The sequence below is a fragment of the Streptomyces sp. NPDC035033 genome (assembly GCF_040636735.1).
Lineage (GTDB): Bacteria > Actinomycetota > Actinomycetes > Streptomycetales > Streptomycetaceae > Streptomyces.
In genome coordinates this window covers 32330-50839 of the sequence record NZ_JBEZUZ010000022.1, presented here as the reverse complement: position 1 = coordinate 50839, position 18510 = coordinate 32330, and the positions used below count along the sequence as shown (strand labels likewise).

The 18510-nt window shown below is 72.4% G+C and carries 20 protein-coding genes; 11 read left to right on the top strand and 9 right to left on the bottom strand.

All coding sequences use genetic code 11. The annotated features are described in order from the left end of the window. Positions 1 to 20: 20 nt before the first annotated feature. Positions 21 to 986: an MBL fold metallo-hydrolase gene (locus AB0E83_RS12160; protein WP_362109326.1), complete on the top strand. Its 966-nt coding sequence runs from the start codon at positions 21 to 23 to the stop codon at positions 984 to 986. Here the strand turns inward: AB0E83_RS12160 and AB0E83_RS12155 are convergent. Further along, entirely contained in the window at positions 976 to 2334 is a 1359-nt protein-coding gene (locus AB0E83_RS12155) for an MFS transporter (RefSeq protein ID WP_362109324.1), read from the bottom strand. The genes AB0E83_RS12160 and AB0E83_RS12155 overlap by 11 nt on opposite strands. 117 nt (positions 2335 to 2451) lie before the next feature. Between AB0E83_RS12155 and AB0E83_RS12150 the strand changes: the two genes are divergently transcribed. Continuing rightward, positions 2452 to 3210 carry a phosphoglyceromutase gene (locus tag AB0E83_RS12150; RefSeq protein WP_362109322.1) on the top strand — a complete coding sequence of 253 codons (759 nt, stop codon included), beginning with the start codon at positions 2452 to 2454 and terminating at the stop codon, positions 3208 to 3210. On the opposite strand, the gene AB0E83_RS12145 is transcribed toward AB0E83_RS12150, so the two are convergent. Beyond that, complete coding sequence (locus tag AB0E83_RS12145) at positions 3188 to 3628, bottom strand: hypothetical protein (protein WP_362109320.1); 441 nt, start codon at positions 3626 to 3628, stop codon at positions 3188 to 3190. The genes AB0E83_RS12150 and AB0E83_RS12145 overlap by 23 nt on opposite strands. A 187-nt stretch (positions 3629 to 3815) precedes the next feature. Next, positions 3816 to 4349, bottom strand: coding sequence for a hypothetical protein (locus tag AB0E83_RS12140; protein WP_362109318.1), 534 nt, complete (start codon positions 4347 to 4349; stop codon positions 3816 to 3818). Between the two features lie 103 nt (positions 4350 to 4452). Between AB0E83_RS12140 and AB0E83_RS12135 the strand changes: the two genes are divergently transcribed. Then, complete coding sequence (locus AB0E83_RS12135) at positions 4453 to 4917, top strand: GNAT family N-acetyltransferase (protein ID WP_362109316.1); 465 nt, start codon at positions 4453 to 4455, stop codon at positions 4915 to 4917. An 85-nt stretch (positions 4918 to 5002) separates the two neighbouring features. Here the strand turns inward: AB0E83_RS12135 and AB0E83_RS12130 are convergent, their stop codons facing one another. Both AB0E83_RS12130 and phoU read right to left on the bottom strand, forming a co-directional pair. Beyond that, complete coding sequence (locus tag AB0E83_RS12130; RefSeq protein ID WP_362109314.1) at positions 5003 to 5155, bottom strand: hypothetical protein; 153 nt, start codon at positions 5153 to 5155, stop codon at positions 5003 to 5005. Positions 5156 to 5285: 130 nt separating this feature from the next. Further along, entirely contained in the window at positions 5286 to 5966 is a 681-nt protein-coding gene (gene phoU, locus AB0E83_RS12125; RefSeq protein WP_030495562.1) for a phosphate signaling complex protein PhoU, read from the bottom strand. Positions 5967 to 6231: 265 nt separating this feature from the next. Between phoU and AB0E83_RS12120 the strand changes: the two genes are divergently transcribed. Both AB0E83_RS12120 and AB0E83_RS12115 read left to right on the top strand, forming a co-directional pair. Beyond that, entirely contained in the window at positions 6232 to 7464 is a 1233-nt protein-coding gene (locus AB0E83_RS12120; RefSeq protein ID WP_362109311.1) for an ATP-binding protein, read from the top strand. Continuing rightward, positions 7461 to 8141: a response regulator transcription factor gene (locus AB0E83_RS12115; protein WP_043226173.1), complete on the top strand. Its 681-nt coding sequence runs from the start codon at positions 7461 to 7463 to the stop codon at positions 8139 to 8141. Before AB0E83_RS12120 ends, AB0E83_RS12115 begins: the two co-directional genes overlap by 4 nt. A 277-nt stretch (positions 8142 to 8418) precedes the next feature. On the opposite strand, the gene AB0E83_RS12110 is transcribed toward AB0E83_RS12115, so the two are convergent. After that, entirely contained in the window at positions 8419 to 9066 is a 648-nt protein-coding gene (locus tag AB0E83_RS12110) for a DUF461 domain-containing protein (protein WP_362109309.1), read from the bottom strand. Between the two features lie 609 nt (positions 9067 to 9675). On the opposite strand from AB0E83_RS12110, the gene AB0E83_RS12105 reads away from it, so the two are divergent. The 6 genes from AB0E83_RS12105 (at position 9676) to AB0E83_RS12080 (ending at position 15865) form a co-directional block, all read left to right on the top strand. Continuing rightward, on the top strand, positions 9676 to 10158 hold the full coding sequence (locus tag AB0E83_RS12105; protein ID WP_003953493.1) for a CarD family transcriptional regulator: 483 nt from the start codon (positions 9676 to 9678) through the stop codon (positions 10156 to 10158). 266 nt (positions 10159 to 10424) lie between these two features. Then, positions 10425 to 11174: a 2-C-methyl-D-erythritol 4-phosphate cytidylyltransferase gene (gene ispD / locus AB0E83_RS12100; protein WP_362109307.1), complete on the top strand. Its 750-nt coding sequence runs from the start codon at positions 10425 to 10427 to the stop codon at positions 11172 to 11174. Beyond that, the gene (gene ispF, locus AB0E83_RS12095; RefSeq protein ID WP_362109305.1) at positions 11164 to 11661 is read left to right on the top strand and encodes a 2-C-methyl-D-erythritol 2,4-cyclodiphosphate synthase; all 498 of its coding nucleotides are present in this window, start codon (positions 11164 to 11166) and stop codon (positions 11659 to 11661) included. Before ispD ends, ispF begins: the two co-directional genes overlap by 11 nt. A 73-nt stretch (positions 11662 to 11734) precedes the next feature. After that, the gene (gene cysS / locus AB0E83_RS12090; RefSeq protein ID WP_362109303.1) at positions 11735 to 13132 is read left to right on the top strand and encodes a cysteine--tRNA ligase; all 1398 of its coding nucleotides are present in this window, start codon (positions 11735 to 11737) and stop codon (positions 13130 to 13132) included. 90 nt (positions 13133 to 13222) lie between these two features. Continuing rightward, entirely contained in the window at positions 13223 to 14179 is a 957-nt protein-coding gene (gene rlmB, locus AB0E83_RS12085) for a 23S rRNA (guanosine(2251)-2'-O)-methyltransferase RlmB (RefSeq protein WP_362109301.1), read from the top strand. Positions 14180 to 14287: 108 nt separating this feature from the next. Continuing rightward, positions 14288 to 15865: a DoxX family membrane protein gene (locus AB0E83_RS12080; protein ID WP_362109299.1), complete on the top strand. Its 1578-nt coding sequence runs from the start codon at positions 14288 to 14290 to the stop codon at positions 15863 to 15865. A gap of 78 nt (positions 15866 to 15943) precedes the next feature. Here the strand turns inward: AB0E83_RS12080 and AB0E83_RS12075 are convergent, their stop codons facing one another. From AB0E83_RS12075 to ugpC, 3 genes are all read right to left on the bottom strand, one after another. Next, positions 15944 to 16660: a nucleotidyltransferase family protein gene (locus AB0E83_RS12075; protein WP_362109297.1), complete on the bottom strand. Its 717-nt coding sequence runs from the start codon at positions 16658 to 16660 to the stop codon at positions 15944 to 15946. A 46-nt stretch (positions 16661 to 16706) separates the two neighbouring features. Then, complete coding sequence (locus tag AB0E83_RS12070) at positions 16707 to 17123, bottom strand: hypothetical protein (protein WP_362109295.1); 417 nt, start codon at positions 17121 to 17123, stop codon at positions 16707 to 16709. A 219-nt stretch (positions 17124 to 17342) separates the two neighbouring features. Then, positions 17343 to 18440 carry a sn-glycerol-3-phosphate ABC transporter ATP-binding protein UgpC gene (gene ugpC / locus AB0E83_RS12065; RefSeq protein WP_362109293.1) on the bottom strand — a complete coding sequence of 366 codons (1098 nt, stop codon included), beginning with the start codon at positions 18438 to 18440 and terminating at the stop codon, positions 17343 to 17345. Positions 18441 to 18510: the final 70 nt, after the last annotated feature.

Genomic DNA, 18510 nt, shown 5'->3' with positions numbered 1-18510 from the left:
CCCTTCCTAGGGTCGATGCCATGACGACGCACGAGAACGTACAGCGCATGGTCCTGGGAGACGTCGAGGTCCTCCGGATCGTCGAGTGGCAGGGGGCGTTCCGGCCCGCCCGCGAGCTCCTGCCCACCGCCCCGGCGGAGGTGTGGCGGGAGAACGAGGAGTGGCTCGCGCCGGACCACTGGGAGCCGGCGACGGACCGGACGGTGATGGCGCTCCAGACCTGGGTGCTGCGCAGCGCGGGCCGCACGGTCCTGGTCGACACGGGCATCGGCGACGGGCGCGAGCGGCCGGGGGCGCCCGAGTACCACCACTGGCAGGGGGACTTCCTCGGACGCCTGGAGCGGGCCGGGGTCCGCCCCGAGGACGTGGACGTCGTCGTCAACACGCACCTGCACGCCGACCACGTCGGCTGGAACACGCGGGCGGCGGAGGGCGGCGCGGGGGCCGGGGCAGGGACCGGCGCGGGGGGCAGGGGAGGGGCCGGGGCGGAGGACGCCTGGGTGCCGGCGTTCCCGCGCGCCCAGTACCTGCTGCCGGCCGCCGACGACGCGTACTACGGCCCGGACAACGCCTACGGCGGCGGGCGGAGCGAGGACGACCGGCTCCTCTACGAGGACAGCGTGGCGCCCGTCCACCGCGCGGGCCAAATGGTGCTGTGGGACGGCGTCCACCGCATCGACGAGCACCTGACCCTGGAGTCGGCGCCCGGCCACACGCCCGGCTCCGCGGTGCTGCGGCTGGCGTCCGGGGGAGACCGGGCGGTCTTCGTGGGGGACCTGCTGCACAGCCCCGTACAGATCCTCGACCCGGCGCACAACAGCTGCTTCTGCCTGGACCCGCGCCAGGCGGAGCGGAGCCGCCGGCGGATCCTGGAACGGGCGGCCGATGAAAGGGAGCTGGTCGTGCCGGCGCACTTCGGCGGATCGGGCGTCGCCGAAGTGCGCAGGGAGGGGGCGGGGGGACTGGCCCTGTCGGTCAGGCGCTGAGGGAGACGCCCCGTCCGCCCGCCTTCTCCTCGCCGGCGCCGGCCACCAGGACCTCCGCCGGCTCCACCGCCCCCTTCACGGCCTCCCCGGCCGCCTCCTTCTCCACCGTCTCCCCCTTCACCATCTCCTCCTCCGGCTCGGTGAGGGCGGCGCGGAGGCGGAGGCTGTACCCGACGGCCGCGAGGACGCCGATCGCGAAGGTGCCGGCCCACAGGACGTCCGGCCCGGGCCCGTCGACGATCGCGCCCGCCAGGACCGGGGCGACGAAACCGGCGACGGCCCAGGACATGCCCATCACGCCCTGGTAGCGGCCCCGGGCGTGCTCGGGGGCGAGGCGGGCGGTGGCGGCGGCGTTCGTCGGGACGTGGACCATCTCGCCGATCGTCCACACGACGACGGTCGCGGCGAAGGCGACGGGCGAGCCGGCGAGCGCGGTGGCGCCGGTGCCGACGGCGAAGAGCAGCGAGGAGACCGTCAGCAGGACGACCGGCGAACGCCGCTCGGTCACCTTGTTGACCAGCAGCTGGAAGCCGACGATCACGATGCCGTTGACGGCGATCACGACGCCGTACGAGGACGGGGGCAGGCCCTGCCCGGCCATGGTCAGCGGCAGACCGATCCAAGGAGCGGTGAAGACCAGGCACACCAGCAGGTTGAGCAGGACGAGGGTCCGGAAGGGCGCGTCGCGCAGCACGTCGAGCATGGACACCTTCGCCTCCGGCTCCGCCTGCCCGGCCGCCGGCGCGGTCTGCTCCGGCCGGGTCTCGGGCAGCCGCAGGAAGACGATGACGGCGCAGAGCGTGGTGGCGACGGCGTCGACGACGAAGAGGGTGCGGTAACCGAGGAAGGCGGCGGCGCCGCCCGCGATCGAGGCGACGGCGAAGCCCAGGTTGAGGGCCCAGTAGTTGAGGGAGTAGGCGCGGCGCACGTCGTCGGCGGGGACCATGTCGGCGATCGCCGCGTTGATGGCCGGCCGGACGGCCTGCATGGCGACGCCCATCAGCAGCACGACCAGGGCGACGCCCCAGGCGCTGGTGACGACGGCGAGCGCGCCGGCGCAGGCGGCGGCCGACAGGTGCATGGTGATCATCGTGGGGCGGCGGCCCCAGCGGTCGGTGAGGACGCCGCCGAGCGGGGAGCCGGCGACGCCGCCGAGACCGTGGAGCGCGACGACGAGCCCCGCGAACCACGCCGAGTGCCCCAGCTCGCTCGTCAGGTAGAGGGAGAGGAAGGTCAGGACGAAGGCCCCGGTGCGGTTGACCAGGGTCGCCAGCCACAGCCACCAGAAGCCCCCCGGGAAGCCGGAGACGGTGGCGCGCGCCGATCGCCTGAGCGAGCCGATGGACACTGAGCATCCCCCTTGTAAGTCCCTCGAATGGCTCTCGAAACTTACGCATCTCGGCTGGCGGACGCCAGTGAATTGACGGCGCGCGTCAATCGTCAGCGGTCCATTAGGCTCGTACGCATGGCCGACGCACCGTACAAGCTGATCCTCCTCCGCCACGGCGAGAGCGAGTGGAACGAGAAGAATCTGTTCACCGGCTGGGTGGACGTGAACCTCACCCCGAAGGGCGAGAAGGAGGCGACGCGCGGCGGCGAGCTGCTCAAGGACGCCGGTCTGCTCCCCGACGTCCTGCACACCTCCCTCCAGAAGCGCGCCATCCGCACCGCGCAGCTCGCCCTGGAGGCCGCCGACCGCCACTGGATCCCGGTCCACCGCTCCTGGCGCCTGAACGAGCGCCACTACGGCGCCCTCCAGGGCAAGGACAAGGCGCAGACCCTCGCCGAGTTCGGCGAGGAGCAGTTCATGCTGTGGCGCCGCTCGTACGACACCCCGCCGCCGGCCCTCTCCGACGACAGCGAGTACTCCCAGTCCCGCGACGCCCGCTACGCGACGATCCCGCCGGAGCTGCGCCCGCGCACCGAGTGCCTCAAGGACGTCGTCCAGCGGATGCTCCCCTACTGGTACGACGGCATCGTCCCGGACCTCCTCGCCGGCCGCACGGTCCTCGTCGCCGCCCACGGCAACAGCCTCCGCGCCCTGGTGAAGCACCTCGACGGCATCTCCGACGCCGACATCGCGGGCCTCAACATCCCCACCGGCATCCCCCTCGCCTACGAGCTCGACGAGAACTTCAAGCCCCTCAACCCCGGCGGCACCTACCTCGACCCGGAGGCCGCCGCGGCCGCCATCGAGGCCGTCAAGAACCAGGGCAAGAAGTAGCCTTCACCCACGAAAGAGCCCCCTTCCCGCGGTTTCCCCGCCGGGAGGGGGCTTCTTCGTGCCGCCGGGAGGGGCGGGGGCGGGGCGGTTCAGCTGTTGCTCGGGCGGGGAGCGGGCGGCGGCGGCCGCTCAGTGCCTCCACGAGGGCTCCCAGGGCGAGCGACTGGACCACGGCGCTGAGGGCGACCCCGCCGACCATGGTCCAGAGAGGCGCGTCCATGCCCCAGGCCGCCTCGATGCCCCCTGCGACCAGGAGAGAGGCGGGGGCGGTGAGCAGGAACGGCCAGATGCCGACGATCCCGGGATCCGCGAACACCGCGGCGGCCACCTCGAACACGACGGACGCGCCGACGAGCCCCAGATAGACGGCGGAAGCGGCGTTGGCGAAGGTCAGGCGGAACAGGGCGCGAGCGTTCATCGGTTCTCCCCGGAGGTGTGGTGCCCCCATGCTTCCGGCGGGCCGCGGCTCCGGCATGAGTACCCGTACTCGGCTCGACGCGTCCCGGTCCTCAGGGGCGGTCGCGTTCCGGTGTCCTCCGGCCCGGGCCGGGGCACTTCGCCCGCACCGGAAAGCCCCTCCGGGCCGGGGCCGCCGGACGTGCCCGTCAGTGCTCCTGGGGCACGCCCACCGCCTCGTCGCAGGCGCGGTCGCGGAACTCGTCCAGGGAGGCCGTGCGGACCTCGCCGTCGAGGGTGTAGCGGACCTGACCGGGCCTCAGACGGCTCAGGTCCTCCGGCGTGAAGCTGACCGGGGTGGCCGACCAGGAGCCGTCGTCGGTCCAGCCGGCGAGGCGGTAGCTGCGGCCCTTCTCCAGCCGGGACGCGGAGGTCTCCGGGGTCCAGCGCTCCGCCTCGGGCGCGCCCGAGGTCTGCATCAGGGGCCAGGAGGTGAAGCCGGTGACCGGGCCGTCATGACGCCAGTCGCCGGTGATCTCCCGGGACTCCTCCGGCACGTCCTCGGGATAGAGCATCGCCCCGTCCACGTGGTCGTGGCACATCAGGAGGACGCCGAGCGGCGTGCCGTCCTCCGCCACCGACACCCCCGCGAGCCCCGCGGGCGCGGGCGAGCAGCCCGTGAGCAGCAGCGCGGCCGTTCCGGTCGCCGCCGCTGCCAGGAGGGTCGCTCGCGCGGAGGGCATGGCCGTCATTCTCGCGGGCGGAGGCGACGATGCCCAGGGGGTGACCGAAGGTAATCCGAGGTGGGGGTGGGCCGGAGCGGCCGGGCGCCGTACCGTCCGGGGCATGACACCATCGCCGCGCCTGGAGCGGGTCACCCCCGCCACCGTCGACGCCGCCCTCGCCCTGCGCGTCCACCCCCATCAGGAAAAGAACGTCGCGCCCGTCGCGCGGTCGCTGGCCGAGGCGTACGCGTACGGGGAGACCGCCTGGCCACGGCTGGTCTTCGACGGCGACCGGCTCGTCGGCTTCGTCATGGCCTTTCTCGACATCCCCTGGAACGAGGAGGACCCCGCCGACCGGCGCAGCGGCCTGTGGCGGCTGAACGTCTCCGCCGACGCCCAGGGCTCCGGCTACGGCCGCTTCGCCGTCGGCGCCGTCGCCGAGGAGCTCCGCCGGCGCGGGGCCACGGAGATGTACGTGACCTGGGAACCCGGCGAGGACGGCCCCGGCGACTTCTACCGTCGGCTCGGTTTCCGCACCACCGGCGAGGAGAGCGGCGGCCAGGTCGTCGGCGTCCTCGGTCTGTGAGAGCCGGTGCCCTCCGCCTGTAGAAGGGGACGGGGGAGGGGGCCCGGCCGGGCCCCCTCCCCTTGGCGCGTCGCTCCTCCGGGCGTCAGCCCGAGCAGCCGCCGCACTGGCACGGCGCGCCCGACTGGCAGCCGCAGCCGCAGCCCGAGCCGCAGCCGCAGGCACCCAGGACGGGCAGGTGCGTCCGCTCGCGCGGGGCCTGTGCCGAAGGGTCGGTCGTGATGGGGGAATCGGCCATGGGGGTCCCTCCCTCGCGGGACGCGGATCGTCCCTCGTCCCCCATTCCATGCCCGCCCGCACCGGCGCATCAACGGCGCACGGAAGCCCCGTGCGCCTGTACGCCCCTCCCCGCGCCGGCGCCGGTGCCCCTACGCGCCCTCGACCGGGGTGTCCGCCGGCTGGAGCTCGTCCGCGTGCTCGCCCGTCACCAGGTAGACGACCCGCTTCGCCACCGACACCGCGTGGTCGGCGAACCGCTCGTAGTACCGGCCGAGCAGCGTCACGTCCACGGCCGTCTCGATGCCGTGCTTCCACCGGTCGTCCATCAGGTGCTGGAAGAGCGCCCGGTGCAGCAGGTCCATCTCGTCGTCGTCCTGCTCCAGCTGCATCGCCAGGTCGACGTCCTTGGTGATGATGACCTCGGCGGCCTTGGCCATCAGGCGCTGGGCGAGCTGGCCCATCTGGAGGATGGTCGCGTGCAGGTCGTTGGGGACCGCACGGTCCGGGAAACGCAGCCGGGTCAGCTTGGCCACGTGCTGCGCCAGGTCGCCCGAGCGCTCCAGGTCGGCGCTCATCCGCAGCGAGGTGACCACGATCCGCAGGTCCGTCGCCACCGGCTGCTGGCGCGCGAGCAGCGCTATCGCCCGCGCCTCCAGGTCGTGCTGGAGGTCGTCGACCTTCTGGTCCGCGGCGATCACGCTCTCCGCCAGCTTCAGGTCGGCGTCGAGCATCGCCGTGGTGGCGCGCCCGATCGCCGATCCGACCAGCCGGGCCATCTCGACCAGGCCCTCGCCGATCGAATCGAGTTCCTCGTGGTACGCGTCCCGCATGGATGTCCCTCTCTCAAGGCGGTGCTCTTCATCGGGGGTCGCTCTGTGTCCCCACGCTCCCACGGTCGGCCCCCTGTGCGTCCGGCTCCATCCCCTCGTGTGAACCGGTTCTGGCCTCCAGGTGAACTCTGGGCGACGCGGGCCTCCGCCCCTCCCGGGGCAAATGAACCGCCTCCGTCCCCAGGGTGAACTCTGAGCGACGAGTGTTCGAGCAGCCACTCGGACGGCTGGGAGAGTGTCCTCGACCCCGCATAACCTGGATGGCATGGACGTGAACGCGGCGGTCGCCGCATTGGCAGCGATCGCCGGGGTGTGCACCGGCGTGATCGCCATGCTGGCGTTCCGCTGGAGCGAACGCGACCAGGCGCGACCGACCCGCACCTCCCTGCACACCGACGCCGTGCTGCCGCCCGGCGTCGACACCGTCCTCTCCGTGCTGCGCTCCTCCGCCGTCGTCCTCGACGAGAGCGACTCGGTCGTGAAGGCCAGCTCCGCGGCGTACGCCCTCGGGCTCGTCCGCGGCGGGAAGCTGGCCGTGGAGCCGATGCTCAACATGGCCCGCGACACCCGCAGGGACGGGGAGATACGCCAGGTCGAGCTGGACCTTCCCCGGCGCGGCGGCGGGCGCGGCGAGGCCCTGGCGGTCTCCGCGCGCGTGGCCCCGCTGGGCTCGCGGCTGGTGCTGCTCCTGGTCGAGGACCTGACGGAGGCCCGCCGCATCGAAGCGGTGCGGCGCGACTTCGTCGCGAACGTGAGCCACGAGCTGAAGACCCCGGTCGGGGCGCTCTCGCTGCTCTCCGAGGCCGTCATGGACGCCTCGGACGACCCCGAGGCCGTGATGCGCTTCGCGGGCCGGATGCAGATCGAGGCGACCCGGCTGACCAACCTGGTCCAGGAGCTCATCGACCTCTCGCGGGTGCAGAACGACGACCCGCTGGAGGACTCCGAGCCGGTGTCCGTGGACGAGCTGGTCGCCGAGGCGATCGACCGCTCCCGGCACCCGGCCTCCACCAAGCAGATCACCATGGCCTCGGGCGGCGCCGCCGACCTGTACGTCTGGGGCAGCCGCGGGCAGCTCGCCGCCGCCCTCGGCAACCTCGTCGAGAACGCCGTCAACTACTCGCCGGCCCGGACCCGCGTGGGCATCGCCGCCCGCCGCGTCGCGGCCCCCGGCGGTGACCTCATCGAGATAGCCGTGACCGACCAGGGCATCGGCATCCCGGAGAAGGACCGCGAGCGGATCTTCGAGCGCTTCTACCGCGTCGACCCGGCACGCTCGCGTGCCACCGGCGGTACGGGCCTCGGGCTCGCGATCGTCAAGCACGTGGCCGCCTCGCACGGCGGAGAGGTCACGGTCTGGAGCACCGAGGGTCAGGGCTCCACCTTCACCCTGCGGCTGCCCGAGGCGGGCGCCGCACGGGACCGCCGGAACGCCGCCTCCTCCCTCACCCCCGATCTCATGACCGAACCGCTCCCTGCACCGGAGGTCCTTCCGTGACCCGAGTCCTTGTCGTCGAGGATGAGGAATCCTTCAGCGACGCCCTGTCGTACATGCTCCGCAAGGAGGGCTTCGAGGTCGCCGTGGCGGCGACCGGCCCCGACGGCCTCGACGAGTTCGAGCGCAACGGAGCGGACCTCGTCCTCCTCGACCTGATGCTGCCCGGCCTGCCCGGCACGGAGGTCTGCCGGCAGCTGCGGGGCCGCTCCAACGTCCCGGTCATCATGGTGACCGCGAAGGACAGCGAGATCGACAAGGTCGTCGGGCTCGAAATAGGAGCCGACGACTACGTGACGAAGCCCTTCTCCTCGCGCGAGCTGGTCGCCCGCATCCGCGCGGTGCTCCGCCGGCGCGGCGAGCCGGAGGAGGTCACCCCGGCGGCCCTGGAGGCCGGCCCGGTCCGCATGGACGTCGACCGGCACGTGGTGACGGTCGGCGGCGGCAAGATCGACCTCCCCCTGAAGGAGTTCGACCTCCTGGAGATGCTGCTGCGCAACGCGGGCCGCGTCCTCACCCGCATGCAGCTCATCGACCGCGTCTGGGGCGCGGACTACGTCGGCGACACCAAGACCCTCGACGTCCACGTCAAGCGCCTCCGCGCCAAGATCGAGCCCGACCCGGGGGCCCCGCGCTACCTGGTGACGGTCCGCGGCCTGGGCTACAAGTTCGAGCCGTAGGATCCCCGCTCGCCCCCTGAGGCCGGGCGGAGTCCGGCGCGGCGTCCCGAAGCCCGGGAGGCCCCGGGGGCCGAGCGGTGCGAGGGGCGCACGCGGGGCAGGGGTTCGAGCCCGACCCGGGGGCCCCGCGCTACCTGGTGACGGTCCGCGGCCTGGGCTACAAGTTCGAGCCGTAGGCCGTAGGCCGTGGGCCGCGAGCCGTAGGAAGTGCTGAGTACGCCGAGAGGGGCGGCCCCGGGCAGGGGCCGCCCCTCTCGGCGCGCGTACGGGTGCGGGCTCAGTGGCCGGCGGTCGGGCCGGCCTCGCCGTGGCCGCCCTCTTCGGCGCCGTGCTCGCCGCCGCTCTCGCCGCCGTGCCCGCCGGTCTCGGCCGTGGCCTCGGCGGAGGGGGTGGCGCCGGGCGGGAGCGGGACCTCGGACGGGCCGAAGTCCTTGAAGTAGTGCGTCGACGGGACGACGAACGCCTCCAGGGAGACGTCGCCGGTCTTGCTGAGCTTGAAGACGACCTTCTGGGCGTCGCCGTTCTTCGCGGCCTCGTGGCCGTTCTCGATGGTGGCGGTGGCGTTGCCCTCGCCGCCGATGACGACGGAGCCGCCGGCGGGGACGACGATCGGGCCGGCGCCCTTCGCGGCCTTGAGGACGACCGTCGCGCCGCTGCCGGGCAGGCTGATCGACTCCAGCGTCTGCGGGGCGCGGCCGTTGTTGAAGACGGTGGCCGAGACGACGGCCGGGCCCTTGGCGCCGGGGGTCGGCTGGGTGATGACGAGCGCGTTCTGGATCTTGACGTCGTCCACCGTGACGGCGGCGTTGTCCGGCCGGATGCCGAGCGTCTGGGCGTCGTTGCCCGCGCCACAGGCGGACAGCGCGGCGATCGAGAACACGATGGCGGTGGCGGCGAGGGCGCCGCGTCGAAGGCTGCGGCTCACGGCGGCGGCAACTCCTTGGACGTACGGAACGGGCGGAGGGACTAAGGACCAGCTAAAGGTGCGTCAGCGGGCTTAGGTTACCGAGCCGCCCTCTCCGTCCCGCACCCGACCCGCCCCTTGGCGCCCGCCGCCGCGCGCGCGGCCCGCCGGGGGCGCCCGTCCCCGGTCCGCCCGGTGGCCGGATCACATCCCATTGGCCCGGCGTTCACATAACCGACGTGATCAATTCCGGCGGTCGCGTCGCATTCCGCATGCCTTCCCTTACGGAAAAGCACGAACGGGGCGCTCGCTGATCAATTCCGGATTCTCGGCCCGATCCCTCCGTACGGGTGGACGATCCTCGAACGGAGTACGTGAAGAGGGCCACTCCGGACCGGACGAACCAGGACATACCGGCTGCTCCGGCGGGTCCCGGATGTGTGTAACGTGCGCGTTTCTCTCTGTCGACACATCCGCCCCGACCTGCGAATACCGCCTTCCGGAAGCCCTCCGCAGCACGCGGGCGACGCACTTGTCAAGCCCCGAGATATGCCCTGACCTGCGGAAACGCCATTCAGAAGAAGCCGTTTCCGTGTTACCCTGGATAGCCACGGAAGGGGTACCTGTCACATGACGTTCAAGGTTGGCGACACCGTGGTCTATCCCCATCACGGGGCCGCGCTGATCGAGGCCATCGAAACTCGCCAGATCAAAGGCGTGGACAAGACCTACTTGGTGCTCAAGGTCGCGCAGGGCGACCTGACGGTTCGCGTGCCGGCGGACAACGCGGAGTTCGTAGGCGTGCGCGACGTTGTCGGGCAGGACGGGCTGGACCGGGTCTTCGAGGTGCTGCGCGCGCCGTACGCCGAGGAGCCGACGAACTGGTCCCGCCGCTACAAGGCGAACCTCGAGAAGCTCGCCTCCGGCGATGTCATCAAGGTCGCCGAAGTGGTCCGCGACCTCTGGCGCCGCGAGCGCGAGCGCGGTCTCTCCGCAGGTGAGAAGCGCATGCTCGCCAAGGCTCGGCAGATCCTGGTGAGCGAGCTGGCGCTCGCCGAGAACACGAACGAGGACAAGGCCGAGGCCCTCCTCGACGAGGTGCTCGCGTCCTGACGCCTGGCCCACGCCATGCCCAGCAGCAATGCCGCGGTGCCCGCCGACACGCTGTGAATCCCACGATTCCACAGTCCCGTCGCCGGGCACTGCGGCATGTTCGTCTCCCTTTTCCTTCCCTCCCCACGAGCCGCACGGCACACCCGCGGCTCTCATGACGACGCCCCGACCGTCGTCACGGAAAGGGTCCGGTCGAGGCGTCGCATCAAGCCTGCAGACGCCATACCCACGTCGCCCGCGGAAACAAACCTGCCGGAGTGCAACCGATGTCTGACCAAGCGCGTCCTCCTCGTACCGCCGTCGTGATCCCGGCGGCCGGCCGGGGCGTACGCCTCGGCCCGGGCGCCCCCAAAGCGCTGCGCGCGCTGAACGGCACCCCCATGCTCGTCCACGCCGTCCGCGCGATGGCCGCCTCCCGCGCGGTCTCGCTCGTCGTCGTGGTCGCCCCCGCCGACGGAGTCGCCGAGGTCAAACACCTCCTCGACGCCCACGCCCTCCCCGAACGCACCGACTACCGGGTCGTCGCCGGCGGCGCCACCCGCCAGGAGTCCGTCCGCCTCGGCCTCGACGTGATCCCCGAGGACGTCACCACCGTCCTCGTCCACGACGCCGCCCGCCCCCTCGTCCCCGTCGACACCGTCGACGCCGTCATCGAGGCCGTCCGGGACGGCGCCGTCGCCGTCGTCCCCGCCCTCCCCGTCGCCGACACCGTCAAGGAAGTCGAACCGGCCGGCGCGCCCGGCGACCCCGAACAGGTCGTCGCCACCCCCGTCCGCGCCCGCCTCCGCGCCGTCCAGACCCCCCAGGGCTTCGACCGCGCCACCCTCGTCGACGCCCACGCCACCGTCGCCCTCGCCGGCGAGGGCGCCACCGACGACGCCGGCATGGTCGAGAAGCTCGGCGCCCCCGTCGTCGTCGTCCCCGGCCACGAAGAGGCCTTCAAGGTCACCCGCCCCCTCGACCTCGTCCTCGCCGAGGCCGTACTCGCCCGCAGGAGGGCCAACGATGGCTTCTGAACCGACGCCCCTCCCCCGCACCGGCATCGGCACGGACGTCCACGCCTTCGAGGAGGGCCGCCCCCTCTGGTGCGCCGGCCTCCTCTGGGAGGACGAGCAGTACGGCCTCGCCGGGCACTCCGACGGCGACGTCGCCGCCCACGCCGCCTGCGACGCCCTCTTCTCCGCCGCCGGCATCGGCGACCTCGGCGCCCACTTCGGCACCTCCCGCCCCGAGTACGCCGGCGCCTCCGGCACCACCCTCCTCGCCGAGGCCGCCCGCCTCGTCCGCGCCGAGGGATACGAGATCGGCAACATCGCCGTCCAGGTCATCGGCGTCCGCCCCAAGATCGGCAAGCGCCGCGACGAAGCCCAGAAGGCCCTGAGCGAAGCCGCCGGCGCCCCCGTCTCCGTCTCCGGCACCACCACCGACGGCCTCGGCCTGACCGGCCGCGCCGAGGGCCTCGCCGCCCTCGCGACCGCCCTGGTCTACCCCGCACCGCGCTGACCCGGGCGAAAAACCTGCCCCGCGACCCGCGATCGGTCGCGGGGCACCACCGCACGCCCACTACCCTGGGACCGTGACTATTCGCCTGTACGACACCAGCGCCCGGCAGATCCGTGACTTCACCCCGCTCACGCCGGGCCGCGTCTCGATCTACCTGTGTGGCGCCACCGTCCAGGCGGCCCCGCACATCGGCCACATCCGGTCGGGACTGAACTTCGACATCATGCGCCGCTGGTTCACCCACCGCGGCTACGACGTCACCTTCGTCCGCAACGTCACCGACATCGACGACAAGATCATCAAGAAGGGCGCCGAGCAGAACCGCCCCTGGTGGTCCATCGGCTACGAGAACGAGCGCGCCTTCAACTCCGGCTACGAGGCCCTCGGCTGCCTCCCGCCCACCTACGAACCCCGCGCCACCGGCCACGTCCCCGAGATGATCGAGATGATGCGCGGCCTCATCGAGCGCGGCCACGCCTACGAGGCCGACGGCAGCGTCTACTTCGACGTCCGCTCCTTCCCCGGCTACCTGGAACTCTCCAACCAGGACCTGGACGACCTCCGCCAGCCCGACGAGGGCGTCTCCGGCAAGCGCGACCCCCGCGACTTCGCCATGTGGAAGGCGACCAAGCCCGGCGAGCCCGACTGGGAGACCCCCTGGGGCCGCGGCCGCCCCGGCTGGCACCTGGAGTGCTCGGCCATGGCCCACAAGTACCTCGGCTCCGCCTTCGACATCCACGGCGGCGGCCTCGACCTGATCTTCCCCCACCACGAGAACGAGATCGCCCAGGCCAAGGCCTTCGGCGACGAGTTCGCCCGGTACTGGGTGCACAACGCCTGGGTCACCATGAGCGGCGAGAAGATGTCGAAGTCGCTCGGCAACTCCGTCCTCGTCTCGGAGATGGTCAAGAACTGGCGCCCCATCGTCCTCCGCTACTACCTGGGCACCCCGCACTACCGCTCGATGATCGAGTACAGCGAGGAGTCCCTGCGCGAGGCCGAGGCCGCCTTCGCCCGCATCGAGGGCTTCGTCCAGCGCGCCACCGAGAAGGCCGGCCGGACCGTCCCGCCCGCCACCGAGGTCCCCCCGGCCTTCGCCGAGGCCATGGACGACGACCTGGGCGTCCCGCACGCCCTCGCGATCATCCACACCACCGTCCGCCAGGGCAACAGCGCCCTCGCCGCCGACGACAAGGACGAGGCCATCGCCCGCCTCGCCGAGGTCCGCGCCATGCTCGGCGTCCTCGGCCTCGACCCCCTCGACCCCCAGTGGGCCGACGAGACCGGCGGCGGCGAAGAACTCCACGGCGTCGTCGACACCCTCGTCCGGCTCGTGCTCCAGCAGCGCGAAGCCGCCCGCGAGCGCAAGGACTGGGCCACCGCCGACGCGATCCGCGACCAGCTCACCCGGTCCGGCCTCGCCATCGAGGACAGCCCCGACGGCCCCCGCTGGACCATCGCCAACCGATAGAACACCCGATGACGTGCCGCCCGGAGCCCCGGGCGGCACACTTCACTTACAGACTTCGTACGCACGCAGTTAGAGGAACAGGTAGCAACCATGGCCGGGAACAGCCAGCGCAGGGGACGTCGCACGTCGAACAAGAAGGGCGCGACGGTCGGCAGCGGTGGCAAGCGACGCCGTGGCCTGGAGGGCAAGGGCCCCACGCCCAAGGCCGAGGACCGCAAGGGCCACAAGGCCTACCGCGTCTCCAACGCGATGGCCCGCAACGCGGCCAAGCGCAAGCCCGTCGCCCGCCGCGGCGGCAAGGGCCAGGCCGAGATGGTCGTCGGCCGAAACCCCGTCTTCGAGGCCCTGCGCGACGGCGTCCCCGCCACCACCCTCTACGTCCAGCAGTTCATCGACAACGACGAGCGCGTGCGCGAGGCCCTCAACCTCGCCACCGGCCGCGGCAACATCAACATCATGGAGGCGCCGCGCCCCGAGCTCGACCGGATGACCAACGGCCTCAACCACCAGGGCCTCGTCCTCCAGGTCCCGCCCTACGAGTACGCCCACCCCGAGGACCTCGCGGCCGCCGCCTACGACGACCACGAGGACCCCCTCATCGTCGCCCTCGACGGCGTCACCGACCCGCGCAACCTCGGCGCCGTCGTCCGCTCCGTCTCCGCCTTCGGCGGCCACGGCGTCGTCGTCCCCGAGCGCCGCGCCGCCGGCATGACCGCCGGCGCCTGGAAGACCTCCGCCGGCACCGCCGCCCGCACCCCCGTCGCCCGCGCCACCAACCTCACCCGCTGCCTGGAGCAGTACCAGAAGGCCGGCCTCACCGTCGTCGGCCTCGCCGCCGACGGCGACCACGAGGTCCACGAGCTGGAGGCGCTCTCCGGCCCCGTCGTCATCGTCGTCGGCTCCGAGGGCAAGGGCCTCTCCCGCCTCGTCGGCGAGACCTGCGACTTCCTCGTCCGCATCCCCATGCCCGGCGGCGCCGAATCCCTCAACGCCGGCGTCGCCGCCGGCGTCGTCCTCTACGAGGCCGCCCGCCGCCGCATGGCCTGACCGGACGGAACGACCCGTTCGGGTCAGCCGCCCCGGCCGTGATCTTGACGGGTCTCGGACATTCCGAGCCCGTCAAGGCAGTGTCCTAACCCCGCGTCACTCGGTTAGATGAGTGTGGACACCAGAACGCCCCGGCCGGGGTTCGACGATCAGCCCTCCCTGAGCATGGTCAAAGTGGATTCCGATCCCGCCCAGGTGATCGTGAACCACGCCAGCTTCCGTGTGCGGCTCGCGCCGGCCCAACAGCCGAAGTTCGCCGCGAACCCGCGCATGGCCGCCCTCTCCGGAGCGGCCGGCGGTGCGGGGGCACCGCGGCGCCGCCCCGTCGTGTGGACCGGCAAGGCCACCCCCGGCGCCACCGGACTCCTCCAGGCCGTACGGGAATCCTCGGCGGCCCCCGCCGGCGCGGTCTCCACGCTGGAGCCGACCACCCAGACCATCCCCCGCATCGACGACACCATGCCCACCCCCGTCGTCCCCGCCGAGGCCGCCGCCCCCCTCCTGCCGCCCATGCGGCGCGCCGAGGGCGCCTACGACGACGTGTACGAGATGCGGCCCGAACCACCCGCGTACGAGGAGACCCGCCCGCACCCCCAGCGGAACGGCCCCGACACCGTCCGCCACGCCTACTACCCCGGCCGGCGGATGAACCTCGGCGTGGTGCTCCTGCCGCTCCGCGTCTTCCTCGGCTTCATCTCCATCTACGCCGGCATGGGCAAGCTCTGCGACCCCGTCTACTTCGACGGCGGCGAACGCGGCTCCATGGTCAAGTGGCTCACCCAGCTCCACCCCTGGCCCCTCGCCGAACCCCTCCGCGACTTCGCCCTCCAACACCCCGTCGGCGCCGGACTGACCGTCGCCTTCCTCCAGGTCGTCGTCGGCGTCCTCACCGTCCTCGGCCTCTGGCAGCGGGTCGCCGCCGTCGTCGGCGCCCTCCTGTCCGCCGCCCTGATCCTCACCGTCAGCTGGCGCACCGTCCCCGTCTACGACGCCCCCGACATCATCTACCTCGCCGCCTGGTCCCCCCTGATCATCGCCGGCGCCCCCGTCTACTCCCTCGACGGGCGCCTCGCCGGCGAAGCCTGGCGCACCCTCGGCCCCCGCGCCGAACTCTGGGAACTGCGCCGCCGCGTCCTGCGCCGCTCGACCCTCTTCGCCTCCGTGGTCGTCGGCCTCACCCTCCTGATCGGCTCCGTCCTCGGCGGCGCCGTCCGCTCCACCGAGATGGTCACCGTCCCCGGCCCCCACGACGACCCGATCAACCACCTCCCCGGCCAGCCCCTCCCCACCGAGCCGGAGCGGCGCCGGACCCCGTCGGAGTCGCCGCGCGGCGAGCGCCCGGAGCCGTCCGCGTCGACGAGCACCGAGGCCCGCGAGGAGACCGAGGAGACCGAGGAGACGACCACCCGGCCGACGGAGACCGGCAGCGGCAGCTCCTCCCCGACGCAGGAGACCCGCCCGACGGCCCCGCGCACCACCACCGGCGGCGGCGCCACCAGCGGCAGCTCCTCGCCGACCCAGAGCAAGCCCGCGCCGCCGCCGTCCACCAGTGACGCCCCGACCACCACGGGCGGGACGACCGGCTCGTCCGGCTCCACCGGCTCGACGAGCGAACAGCCGCCGACCGAGGAGGCCCCGACGGGCGGCGACGCCCCGCAGAACCCGATCGGCGGCCTGCTGGGCTGAGCCCGGAGCCGTACGCGTACGGAAGAGGCGGCACCGTCCCACCAGACGGTGCCGCCTCTTCCGTCGTGCGCGACGCCCTCAGCGCCCCTGCGCGGCCAGCTCCTTCGCCGCCTCCGTCAGGTCCTTGGCGGTGTCGATGGCCCTCCAGTACGCCCCCTGGGGCAGCGGAAAACCGGCCAGCCGCCGCTCACGGGCGAGCCGGGGGAACGTGGTCCGCTCGTGGTCACCGAGGTCCGGAAGAAGCTCGGCGAAGGCCGCGGAGAAGACGTACACCCCGGCGTTGATGAGGAACGGCGACGGCGGCGCCTCGACGAAGTCGGTGATGTGCCCGAAGGTGTCGGTCTCGACGGCACCCCACGGAATGCGGGGCCGGGCCAGGGCGAGCGTGGCGACGGCGTCCCGCTCGTCGTGGAAGGCGGCCATCTCCCGCAACGAGAAACGGGTCCAGATGTCGCCGTTGGTCGCGTACCACGGCCGGTCCGGCTCGGGCAGGTGCGCGGCCGCGTACTTGAGACCGCCCCCACGGCCCAGCGGCTCGGACTCGACGACCGTGGTCACCTTCAACGGCAGCTCCGTCTCCTCCAGCCACTCCTGGAGGACCCCGGCGAGGTGCCCGCAGGAGACGACGGCGTCGGTCACGCCCTCGGCGGCCAGCCAGGAAAGCTGATGGCCGATGATCGGGATCCCGGTGCCCGGGATCTCGACCATCGGCTTGGGACGGTCATCGGTGTAGGGGCGCAGCCGCGAGCCCTGGCCGCCCGCCAGGACCACGGCCTGCGTCGGAGTGGTGTGCATACGGGGAACCCTAGGCCCCCCGCGGGCGCGGACGCGGTGACGGCGCTCAGCCCGTCGCGCGCATCACGCCGGTCGCGTACGACGTGTCGCAGACCGGGCGGGAGAACGCCTGCGCCCGGGCCGGACCGTAGTGCTCGACGGCGGCACGGCCGAGGGCACGCGCGATCGACACGCAGTGCTCGGCGAGCGAGGGACGGTTCTCCACCTCGCGCTGCAGGTGGGTCAGGGCGACACCCGGGTCCTTCTGCTGGAGCTCGGAGAGCAGCCGGTCGCGCAGCACGTCCTGCGGGGCGCGGGACTTCGCGCGCGTGGAGACGTCCGCGGAGGAGGCGGTCAGCATCTGGCCGTCGGAGTCCTGGCCGGCCCACGGCACGGCGGACACCGCGAGCGTTCCCGACAGGACCAGGACGACGGGCAGGACGAGGGCGAGGGAGCGGCCGATACGGCGGGCAGTGTGCGTCACGCTGGCGAGCGTAGCGGCCGGTAGTGATATGGCGACATTTAGTCACTCTCGCGAGCGATGGTTCGACGCGGCTTTTCGAATCCCGTGTTGACGCCGGGCCCGGGGAGAGCCCCGAATGCCGGGGTTTTCCGGGGTAAGCCCGTTTAAACGAACGACCCCGCGTCCGCAAGGGACACGGGGCCGTTCGCCACTGCTTCGGGCGATGCCCTCGGGCGAGGGTCACTCGCTGATGCGCTGCTCCGTCGACTTGGAGAAGACGTGCAGCTCACCGGCGCGCGGAACGACGTGCAGCGTGGAGCCCTTCGCCGGGATCTCACGGCCGCCGACGCGGATCACGATGTCCTTGTCCTCGCCGCCGACCCGGGTCGAGCCGTACACGAAGCCGTCGGAACCGAGCTCCTCGACCACGTTGACCGTCACGGCCACGCCGTCCTTGCTCGTCGGACCCGAGACGTCGAAGTGCTCCGGGCGGACACCGACGACGACCGTGGTGTCGCCGTTGGCCGCGGCGGCCGCCAGCGCGTCACGGGAGACCGGGACGATGCTGTTGCCGAACTTCACGCCGCCGTCCGTGATCGGAACCTCGATCAGGTTCATGGCCGGGGAGCCGATGAAGCCGGCGACGAAGAGGTTGGCGGGCTTGTCGTACATGTTGCGCGGCGAGTCGACCTGCTGGAGCAGACCGTCCTTCAGCACGGCGACGCGGTCGCCCATGGTGAGGGCCTCGGTCTGGTCGTGGGTCACGTACACCGTCGTGATCCCGAGACGGCGCTGCAGGCCGGCGATCTGCGTACGGGTCGAGACGCGGAGCTTGGCGTCGAGGTTCGACAGCGGCTCGTCCATGAGGAAGACCTGCGGCTCGCGCACGATCGCGCGGCCCATGGCGACGCGCTGGCGCTGGCCGCCGGAGAGCGCCTTCGGCTTGCGGTCCAGGTACTGGGTGAGGTCGAGGATCTTCGCGGCCTCTTCGACCTTCGCGCGGATCTCGCTCTTGTTGACGCCGGCGATCTTGAGCGCGAAGCCCATGTTGTCGGCGACGGTCATGTGCGGGTAGAGCGCGTAGTTCTGGAACACCATGGCGATGTCCCGGTCCTTCGGCGGCAGGTGGGTGACGTCACGGTCACCGATGCGGATGGCGCCCGCGTTGACGTCCTCCAGACCCGCCAGCATGCGCAGCGAGGTCGACTTGCCGCAGCCCGAGGGCCCGACGAGGACGAGGAACTCGCCGTCGCCGATCTCGATGTCGAGCTGGTCGACGGAGGGGGTCTTGGCGCCGGGGTAGATCCGGGTCGCCTTGTCGAAAGTGACAGAAGCCATGGTGATGCGTCCCTTCACCGGCAGGAACGTGCCGGACGATCCGAGTGGAAGGAAGGATGGGTCTAGTCCA